Genomic DNA, 9,706 nt, shown 5'->3' on the forward strand with positions numbered 1-9,706 from the left:
CAGGCTCCGCACCGTCCTTGCAATGAGTTCAGCGGTATCTTGGCAGGCCACGGTGACGGTACAACTGCCACGGGGGGAGCGTCACGGCCATTGCGGTGCGCAGGACGGACACGCGTGCTAGCTGAACTGCTCGCGGTATTGGGTCGGGGTCAGGCCAAGCTTTTCACTGAACAGAAAACGCATGTGCCGCACACTGCCAAAGCCACTTTTGAACGCCACGGTCTTGAGCGGCAACTCGGTGGTTTCCAGCAGGTTCCTGGCGCAATCGACGCGCGCGCTTTGCAGAAACTCCATCGGCGTCATGTTCACTTCCCGGGCGAACACCCTGGCGAAGTGACGCGGGCTCATGTTGGCCAGACTCGCCATGTGCTCGATGCTATAGGTTTCATCGAGATGTTCAAGCACATGGTTCTGCACCCGGGTAATCGCCGTTTCGTGAGGGGCCACCGCCGCCATCAACGGGCTGAACTGCGCCTGCCCGCCCTGGCGTTTCATGACCACCAGCAATACCTTGGCCACGTCCTGGGCGACTTTTTTGCCATGGTCCCGGGCCACCACCGACAAGGCCAGGTCGATCCCGGCGGTGACGCCACCGGAAGTGATCAGGTTGCGGTCCTGAACGAAGATTTGATCGGTCTCGACGGTCGCCTTCGGAAAGCCCTTGATCAGCCGCTCGGTATAGTGCCAGTGGGTGGTGACGCGATACCCGTCGAGCAAACCCGCATTCCCCAGCACGAACGCCCCGGTGCAGATGGAACCATAACCAGCGGACCGGCTGACGTTGTGCCTGAGCCAGTCGAGCAACGGTGGATGCCTTTCGTTGTAGGCACCGGGACCACCGGGCACCAGCAGCAAATCAAAACCCTCGCAGGCCTGGTCGATGTGCCGGTCGGCATGCACGCTCACCCCGTTGGACGCCCGCAGTGCGCCGTGCTCAGTGCCGATGGTCGACAGCACATAGTGATCGTCGGGTTTCAGATAACGATTGGCGATGGAAAACACTTCCATGGGCCCGGCCATATCGAGCAGGAGAAAGTCGGGAAACAGCACCATTGCCACGGTTTTCATGGATTGGAATTCACTGGGATCAAATAAGGTCGGTCCGCCGAACACGGCCCCCCTGTAGGAGCGAGCCTGCTCGCGATGGACTCAACAGCGCCGCGTTCATTCAGCCAGAACGCGTCACCGTTAACGACCATCGCGAGCAGGCTCGCTCCTACAAAGTCTGCGCCCGGCATCAGGGGTGGTGTGCATTATGGCTAAATGTGGCGCTTGCATCGAAAAAAGAATGCGTGACACAGCCCACATAACTGTCAACCACATAGAGACAGTATTTCAATTTTCATCTACTTATTGCATCCAACAGTAAACATTAACCTTCTCCTCACTCGGACGAATTCACGTCCTGAAAGGAGATTTGATCATGCTGACTCTTCGCAAAGCCTCGGATCGTGGCCTGGCCAATCACGGCTGGTTGAAGTCCTTCCATACCTTTTCCTTTGCCAGCTATCGCAACCCGAAAGAGCAGGGATTTTCTGACCTGTTGGTGATCAACGACGACCGCGTCGCCGCCGGTAAAGGCTTCGGCCAGCACCCGCACCGCGACATGGAGATTTTCTCCTATGTGCTTGAAGGTGCCCTGGAACACAAGGACACCCTGGGCACAGGTTCGGTGATCCGCCCCGGCGACGTGCAACTGATGAGCGCAGGCAGCGGCGTGGCCCACAGTGAGTTCAACCACTCCAGCACCCGGCCGGTGCACTTTCTCCAGATCTGGATCGTGCCCGACGTCAGTGGCGCCAAACCGCGTTATCAGCAAGAGCACTTCAGCACCCAGAAAAAACGTGGCCGCCTGCAATTGATCATCTCGCCGGACGGCGCCAAGGGTTCATTGAAGGTGCGTCAGGATGCACGGGTGTATGCCGGCCTGATCGACGGCAAGGAAAGCGCCACCCTGGAACTCGCCGCCAACCGCTACGCCTATGTGCACGTGGCCCGGGGCAGCGTCGAACTCAACGGTGTGTTGTTGCAGGAAGGCGACGGTGTGCGGGTTCGTGATGAACAGGCGCTGACCTTGAGCAACGGCGTGGATGCCGAAGTGCTGGTGTTCGACCTGCGCCCACAGGAACTGCCGCAAATGCCATGACCCATCCCCTGTGCTAGTCCTCTGTGGGAGCGAGCTTGCTCGCGATTGCTGAGTGCCAGACGACATCATTGTTGAATGACACGACGCTATCGCGAGCAAGCTCGCTCCCACAGGATTTGTGCCACCTGGAATTATTCGCCAGTCCCGGCAAACCCCGCGACAATCTCATCGATCACCGCCCGCACCCTCGCCGTATGCCGCAGGTCCGCGTGGGTCACCAGCCAGATGTCATAGGGCAACGGCCGCGAGCGCTCCGGCCACAACCTGACCAGCCCCTCCTTCTCCCCGATGTACACCGGAATTTCCCCGACCCCTATCCCCGCCGCAATCGAACGGCGCACCAGCAGACTGGAACTGAGGCTGGCGACAATCCGCCCGCGCACCACCGGCTCCGAGACCAGTGTCAGGTCCTTGTTGCCCTGCAAGTACGGTTGATACACCACCAGATCATGCCCGGCGAACGCCGACCCCGGCGCCGGCACGCCGTGGGCATCGACATAGGCTTGCGAGGCAAACAGCCCCACCGGCCAGCGGGCGATGCGCCGGGCGATCAGGTCCGGGTTGTCCGGTCGGGTGTTGCGCACGGCGATGTCCGCCTCGCGTTTTGCCAGGCTGAGAATCTGCGTGGTGGCGTCCAGTTGCACCCGTACATCCGGGTGTTGTCGATGCAGGCGGGCAATCGCCGGGATCAGGAAATCGATCGCCAGAGAGTCGGTGGTGCTGACCCGCACCGTGCCGGTCAGGCGATCGTCCAGGCCCTGGATCTGGCGCTCCAGCTCTAACGCCGAATGCTCCATTTTCTCCACCGCCTTGAGCGCCGCTTCGCCGACAGCCGTCAGCGCGTAACCTTCGGAGGTACGCAGGAACAAGGTCGCACTCAATGACTTTTCCAGCGCCGTGATGCGCCGGCCGACCGTGGCCTGGTCGACCCCCAACACCCGCGCCGCACCACGCAACGTCGATTCACGGCAAACCGCGAGAAATACCCGGGCGTCATCCCAATTCACAGCGTTCTCCTGATGATGCATTTACGCATCAGCATAGCGCGTAATCGCTGCATTAATGCTTCGAAGAATCTCGATATGCTGAAGGCCTGAGTTCCCCACAGGACAATGCACATGCACAGCTCATCTGCGACCCTTAACCCTGCACCCAGCGCAATCTGGCTGCCGATCTTCGCCGGCCTCTGCGCCAGCCTGGTCAGCATCGGCCTGGCGCGTTTCGCCTACACACCATTAATTCCTTCACTGATCCAGGCTCACTGGTTTTCCGCCAGCGACGTGGTGTACCTCGGCGCCGCCAATCTGGTGGGTTACCTGATCGGCGCACTGATCGGCCATCCACTGGCACGCCGGACCTCGAACAAAACCGCCCTGCGCCTGATGATGCTGGCGGTGACGCTGGCGTTTTTCGCCTGTGGTTTTCCGTTGTCGATGAGCTGGTTCTTCGGCTGGCGCCTGCTGTCGGGGATCGCCGGTGGCGCGATCATGGTGTTGGTGGCGGGAACCGTATTGCCTCACGTACCGGCGACCCGCAGGGGCCTGGCCAGCGGTGCGATATTCCTTGGCATCGGCTTGGGCATTGCCGGCTCGGGGACGCTCGTGCCGCCGCTGCTGAGCCTCGGCTTGCAGCAAACCTGGTTCGGTCTTGGCTTGCTGGCCCTGGTTCTCACCGCCGCCAGTTGGTTTGGCTGGCCAACCGCTGCGCACCCGGTCGCCGCTGCGCCGTCGGATACCTCGCCGCCTGCCCCCACCGACCCGAACGTCTACCTGCTGTTCGCCCAATACGCGTTCATGGCCGCCGGACTGGTGCCGGCCATGGTGTTCCTGGTGGATTACGTCGCCCGCGGGCTCAATGCCGGAGCGCATGTCGGCGCGCTGATCTGGGTGATGTATGGCCTTGGCGCGATTGTCGGGCCAGTGAGCTACGGTTTTCTGGCCGACCAACTGGGCGCGAAAACGGGGATCCGCATCGTGCTGGTCATACAGGCGTTGGCGGTTGGCCTTTTATCGATCAGCAGTTCGGTCGCGGCACTGGCTTTACTGGCGGTGATCCTCGGCTCCTTCCCGCCCGGCATCGTGCCGCTGGCGTTGGCCCGGGTGCATGAATTAATCCCCAACCATCACCAGCAGCAGATCGCCTGGAGCCGCGCCACCGTGTCGTTCGCGACGTTCCAGGCCCTCTCGGGGTTCGCTTATTCGGCGCTGTTCAACGCCAATGGTGGCCATCATGCCTTGATGTTCGTGATTGCCGCCGGGGCCATTGTGGTAGCGCTATTGCTGGAACTCGGCAGCCGATTGCTCAGTCGTTCGAGCGAATCATTGACACTCGATACAGGTATTTGAAATGACACTGCCCCAGACCATGACCCTGATCGAAATCACCGAACCCGGTGGCCCTGAAGTCCTGCAACCGCGCCAGGTGCCTGTGCCCGTTGCAGGGGCCGGGGAAATACTGATTCGCCTGCGCGCCGCCGGGGTCAATCGCCCGGACGCGCTGCAACGGGCCGGCAAGTACCCGATGAAACCCGGCATGAACCCGAACCCGGGACTGGAAGTGGCCGGTGAAGTGATGGCGATTGGCGCGGGCGTCCGCGAATTTGCCCTGGGCGACAAGGTCTGTGCCCTGACCAATGGCGGCGGATACGCGCAATACTGCGTGGTCCCGGCCAGTCAGGCGCTGCCGATCCCCACAGGCATGGACTGGCTGCAGGCGGCGGCCATCCCGGAAACCTTTTTCACCGTGTGGGCCAATCTGTTCGGCCTTGGCGATGCCCGTCGGGGTCAGCGCGCCTTGATCCACGGTGGCACCAGCGGCATCGGCACTACCGCGTTGATGCTGTGCCGCGAGCTCGGCATCGAAGCGTTCGCCACCGCCGGCAGCGAAGAAAAATGCGCCGCGATCCGCGAATTGGGCGCCGAGGCGATCAACTATCGCGACCAGGATTTTGTGCAGGTCATCGCTGAAAAAACCGCAGGCCAGGGTGTCAACGTGATACTCGACATCATGGGTGGCGCGTACCTCAACAACAATGTGGCCGCCCTGGCCATGGAAGGTCGCCTGGTGATGCTCGGTTTCCTCGGTGGAGCTCACGCCAGGGATGTCGATTTATTGGCGATCATGGCCAAACGCGCCGTTGTCACCGGCTCCCTGCTGCGCTCGAGGACCCGGGAAGAAAAAGCCGCCATCGCCTGCCAATTGCGCGAACACGTATGGCCCGTGCTGAGTGCCGGTCGCTGCCTGCCGATAATCGATCGGGTTTACCCGCTCAGCGAAGCGGCACAGGCCCACGCCCGGATGGAAGCGGGAGAGCATATCGGCAAGATTGTCCTGCAGGTGGATAGTTGATTGCTCAGGGCTCGCAGGACTCCTGAAGGGCTGCGCCCCCTGCGCCCTGCTCCCCCTGATAGCGGGCCCGATAACGCCCAGGGCTTTCCCCGGTCCACTTCTTGAACGCCCGATGGAAGGCGCTGGGCTCCTGGAATCCCAACTGCTCGGCGACATCGCTGATGCTCGCATCGCTCTGACGCAGTTGCTCAAAGGCCACACCACGCCGTACTTCGTCCTTGATTTCCTGGTAGGAACAGCCTTCACGCTCCAGTTTGCGGCGGAAGGTGCTGGGGCTCAGGTGCTGTTCCAGGGCAAAGGCCTGCAACGTCGGCCACTCACTGTAATGACTGCCGCGCAAGCGCTGATGAACCTGGGATGCCAGGCCGTGCTGGTTACGGAAGCGGATCACCAGCCATTGCGGCGCGGTACGCAGAAACACTTTCAGCGACGCCAGGTCCTGAACCACTGGCAGGCGCAAGTAGTGGCTGGCAAATTCGATTTCGGTGCGCTCGGCACCAAAGGTCAGGTTGGGGCCCCAGAGCAGGCGGTCGTCGCCAAGCGACAGGCGCGAATGGCGAAAGTCCGCACGGTCAATGGGAATGCGCCGCCCGCCCAGCCAGCACAGCAGGCTGATCATCAACACCAGGAAGGTTTCTTCACCGAACCGGCTGGCATCGTTGTCCGTCGAACGGGTTTCCAGGCTGATCACCGCACGCTTGCCACGCACGGCCAGCGAGCCACGAAAGTCGCGCAGGAACAAGCCGAAGTTGGCCAGGCATTGACGCATGGCCTTGTGCAAATCGGGCTCCTGAATCAGGGCACGGCAAATCAGGGCGAAACTGCCCGGCGGCATGCCATGGGAGTCGAGCCCGAAAAACTCATCGTCGAGCTCGCGGATCTGGATCAGCCACAGCGCCGCAAACGCATTGGCCGGCACCCGCGCCGTGGGTTGGTGCATGACCGCCGGATCAATGCCCGCCTGTTCGAGTACGGCCGTCACGCGCTGCGGATCATCCCTCAGCCCATGGATCATTGCCTGCACGAAATAGGCGGCAACCGAGTCCTTTTCCCGCATTGGTTCGTTTCTCTCTCATCACCCGAATGGCAAAAAACATCAGTGCCGTTGAACAGTTTTGGCATAGGACAACCGCCCTGCCGGCTCTAGACTCGCGGCAATAGTACGCCTTCGGCTGCAGTCGCGGCCAAGGTATCGCAGGGTTTGATCGAAGGATGGGAAGATGAATCTGCAAAACATCGGCGTGATCGGTGCGGGCACCATGGGCAACGGCATCGCACAAGTCTGTGCCATGGCCGGTTTCAACGTGACCTTGCTCGACATATCCGAAAGCGCTTTGCAAAAAGCCGTCGCAACGGTCGGCAAGAACCTGGACCGGCAGGTCGCCAAGCAAACCCTGACGCCGGAGCAGAAACAGGCCACCCTCGACAAGATCCGTACCAGCACCGATTACAGTGTCTTGGGTGACGCGCAATTGGTCATCGAAGCGGCGACGGAAAATCTCGACCTGAAACTGCGTGTGCTACAACAGATCGCCGCGCAGGTCAGCAGCGAATGCGTCATTGCCTCCAACACCTCGTCGCTGTCGATCACCCAACTCGCCGCCCATGTCAGCCAGCCTGAGCGCTTCATCGGCCTGCATTTCTTCAACCCGGTGCCGGTGATGGGCCTGATCGAAGTCATCCGCGGCCTGCAAACCAGTGACGCGACCCACCAACTGGCGCTGGACATGGCGACCAGCCTCGGCAAAACGGCGATCACCGCCGGTAACCGCCCGGGCTTCGTGGTCAACCGGATCCTGGTGCCGATGATCAACGAAGCGATCCTGGTGTTCCAGGAAGGCCTGGCCAGCGCCGAAGACATCGACGCCGGCATGCGCCTGGGCTGCAATCAGCCTATCGGCCCGTTGGCCCTGGCGGACCTGATTGGCCTGGATACCCTGTTGTCGATCCTCGAAGCCTTCTATGACGGTTTCAACGACAGCAAATATCGCCCGGCGCCGCTGCTCAAGGAAATGGTCGCTGCCGGTTACCTGGGACGCAAAACGGGGCGCGGCTTCCATGCCTATGCCTGAGCGTTGCTCGCGCTTTGCCGAGTACCGGGACAAGGTCCTGGAGCTGTTTGCCTGCAAGGGGTTCGGCCAGGTCGGCATGCGTGAGCTCGCGACGTGCCTGGGGCTTTCTCCAGGTTCGCTGTATCACCATTACCCGAGCAAACAGCATCTTCTGCTCGACCTGATCGAAGAGTTCTACGAGGAACTGCTGGCCACTCTGGCACGTATCCAGCAGAAGGCCCCGGGCAAGCGCGACAAACTCAACAGCCTGATCCGCGCCCATCTGAATCTGCATCGGGAGATGCCTTGGCATTTCCGCCTGGTGGAGCGCGACAGCGGTTGCCTGAATGAAGAGCAACAGGCTCGGGTCAGGCAATTGCGCGAGCAATACGAACGTACGCTGCTGAAGATGCTGGGCGCGAAGTCCCGTTTCAGCGAGCAAGGCCTGCTGGCCGCCGGGCATGCCATTGGCGCCCTGCTCAACAGCGCTCCCAGCTGGCTGACGCCCCATGTGCTGGACGAGCAGGAGCACGATGAACTGCTGGAAAGCATGGTCGGCGGCGCCATCGAACGCGTGCTGGCGCCTCGGCGTGTGCCGGAGGCGATAAGCCTCGCGCGTCCTATCGAAAAAACATCTAAAGAAACACAAGCGTCGACAAAGATTTAGCGCTTTGCTTGTCGGCTCGACACAATCGGAATTCGCCGAAAAAACCGGCGTCCAAACCGACGTATGTACTCGAGCACCCGGAGCCGACCATGAAAATCAATCCCTACCTTATCTTCAACGGCGACTGCAAAGCGGCCTTCACGTTCTACGCGCAGTGCCTGCAGGGCCAGATCGAAGCCATGTTGACCTTCGGCGAAACGCCGGCCGGTGAGCATTTCCCCAAGGATCTGCACAACCTGATCATCCATACCCGCCTGATCGTCGGTGATCAGGCCATCATGGGGTCGGACACCACACCGGATCGCCCCATCGATAAAATGAGTGGCTGTTCGATTTCACTTAACGTCGACAGCATTGCCGAGGCCGAGCGGGTCTTCAATGCACTGGCGGACGGTGGCAACGTGCAAATGCCGCTGGAAAGCACCTTCTGGGCAGCACGCTTCGGCATGCTGGTCGACCGTTTTGGTGTGTCGTGGATGGTCAATTGCGAAAAGGATCGGTGAACGGCTTTTGTCGATCGACAGTCTTCAGGCACAAAAAAGCCCAACCTGAAAAGGTTGGGCATTCTGGCAACTCCCGGTCTGTCTGCTACCGTCAACTAGCCACAGGGATAGCGGCGCAATCTCAAAGGCATCGTAATCAAGTACCAATAGCTTCCTCCCACGCCCGGAGATACTGTCAGCGGAGATAGAATTTGAATGACGTGGTGATCGCCCTCATCGTTTTCGCCTGCCTGTCCGCCAGCGCACTTCTGGGCTCGTACGTGAGGGAGCGATTACCAAGCCATCATCTGAGCGATGACTCCGTGGCGGTGGTGAAGCTGGCCACCGGCCTCATCGCAACGATGTCGGCGCTGGTCCTCGGCCTGCTCGTTTCCACTGCCAAAGGCACATTCGATACGGCCAATGCCGAACTGGAGGGCGCGGCGGCGAAAGTGGTTCAATTCGATCGTTTGCTGGCCCGTTACGGCGCCGACACCCAGGGTATCCGCACCGAGCTCAAGCACAACTACGCCGAAGTCACGAAAGTACTCGCCTCTCGCGATCACCGTCAGATTGCAACGCTCGATAGCCCTGAAGTCATCCACCGTTCTGAAGCTCTGCAAGCCCAGGTCGAATCACTGTCGGCAGGCAACGATGATCAGCGCTCACTCAAGGCCGCGGCATTGCAAGACATGGACACGGTTTTTGCCACCCGCTGGCTTACGCTGCTGCAAGCCAATCAATCGATTCCACCGGTGATGCTGGTGATCCTGGTGACATGGCTGGCGATAATCTTCGGCTCGTTCGGCCTGTTTGCACCACGCAACGGGACCATTGTCGCCGTGTTGTTGATGTGCGCCCTGTCGACGGGGGCAACCATCTTGCTGGTGGAGGAACTCAATCGGCCGCTTGATGGGTTTATCTGTGTGTCGCTGGAGCCGTTGACGCACACGCTGGAGCGGTTGGGGCAGTAGGAGCGAGCTCGCTCCCACAGGGAACAGCGTTTGAGGTT

The 9,706-nt window shown here is 60.8% G+C and carries 10 protein-coding genes; 7 read left to right on the forward strand and 3 right to left on the reverse strand.

What is annotated here, in order from left to right; translation table 11 throughout:
- Positions 1-117 precede the first annotated feature (117 nt).
- Complete coding sequence (locus tag ACM6IK_RS11865) at positions 118-1,068, reverse strand: GlxA family transcriptional regulator (RefSeq protein ID WP_414874466.1); 951 nt, start codon at positions 1,066-1,068, stop codon at positions 118-120.
- Positions 1,069-1,423: 355 nt separating this feature from the next.
- On the opposite strand from ACM6IK_RS11865, the gene ACM6IK_RS11870 reads away from it, so the two are divergent.
- On the forward strand, positions 1,424-2,146 hold the full coding sequence (locus ACM6IK_RS11870; RefSeq protein WP_414874467.1) for a pirin family protein: 723 nt from the start codon (positions 1,424-1,426) through the stop codon (positions 2,144-2,146).
- A 131-nt stretch (positions 2,147-2,277) separates the two neighbouring features.
- On the opposite strand, the gene ACM6IK_RS11875 is transcribed toward ACM6IK_RS11870, so the two are convergent.
- On the reverse strand, positions 2,278-3,153 hold the full coding sequence (locus ACM6IK_RS11875) for a LysR family transcriptional regulator (protein WP_414874468.1): 876 nt from the start codon (positions 3,151-3,153) through the stop codon (positions 2,278-2,280).
- A gap of 111 nt (positions 3,154-3,264) precedes the next feature.
- Between ACM6IK_RS11875 and ACM6IK_RS11880 the strand changes: the two genes are divergently transcribed.
- Entirely contained in the window at positions 3,265-4,491 is a 1,227-nt protein-coding gene (locus tag ACM6IK_RS11880; RefSeq protein ID WP_414874469.1) for a YbfB/YjiJ family MFS transporter, read from the forward strand.
- 1 nt (position 4,492) lies between these two features.
- On the forward strand, positions 4,493-5,494 hold the full coding sequence (locus tag ACM6IK_RS11885; RefSeq protein ID WP_414874470.1) for an NAD(P)H-quinone oxidoreductase: 1,002 nt from the start codon (positions 4,493-4,495) through the stop codon (positions 5,492-5,494).
- 4 nt (positions 5,495-5,498) lie between these two features.
- Here the strand turns inward: ACM6IK_RS11885 and ACM6IK_RS11890 are convergent, their stop codons facing one another.
- Complete coding sequence (locus ACM6IK_RS11890) at positions 5,499-6,551, reverse strand: AraC family transcriptional regulator (protein ID WP_414874471.1); 1,053 nt, start codon at positions 6,549-6,551, stop codon at positions 5,499-5,501.
- A 163-nt stretch (positions 6,552-6,714) separates the two neighbouring features.
- Here ACM6IK_RS11890 and ACM6IK_RS11895 point away from each other — a divergent pair, with 163 nt between their 5' ends.
- The 4 genes from ACM6IK_RS11895 to ACM6IK_RS11910 all read left to right on the forward strand — a co-directional run bounded on the left by ACM6IK_RS11895 (position 6,715) and on the right by ACM6IK_RS11910 (position 9,668).
- Positions 6,715-7,566 (forward strand): 3-hydroxybutyryl-CoA dehydrogenase, encoded by an 852-nt coding sequence (locus ACM6IK_RS11895; RefSeq protein ID WP_414874472.1) that lies wholly within the window; start codon positions 6,715-6,717, stop codon positions 7,564-7,566.
- Entirely contained in the window at positions 7,553-8,212 is a 660-nt protein-coding gene (locus ACM6IK_RS11900) for a TetR/AcrR family transcriptional regulator (protein ID WP_414874473.1), read from the forward strand. Before ACM6IK_RS11895 ends, ACM6IK_RS11900 begins: the two co-directional genes overlap by 14 nt.
- Positions 8,213-8,301: 89 nt before the next feature.
- Positions 8,302-8,715, forward strand: a complete 414-nt coding sequence (locus tag ACM6IK_RS11905) for a VOC family protein (protein WP_414874474.1) — start codon at positions 8,302-8,304, stop codon at positions 8,713-8,715.
- Between the two features lie 200 nt (positions 8,716-8,915).
- Positions 8,916-9,668: a hypothetical protein gene (locus ACM6IK_RS11910; protein WP_414874475.1), complete on the forward strand. Its 753-nt coding sequence runs from the start codon at positions 8,916-8,918 to the stop codon at positions 9,666-9,668.
- Positions 9,669-9,706 lie beyond the last annotated feature (38 nt).

Source organism: Pseudomonas sp. IT-196MI5, assembly GCF_949767415.1.
Lineage (GTDB): Bacteria > Pseudomonadota > Gammaproteobacteria > Pseudomonadales > Pseudomonadaceae > Aquipseudomonas.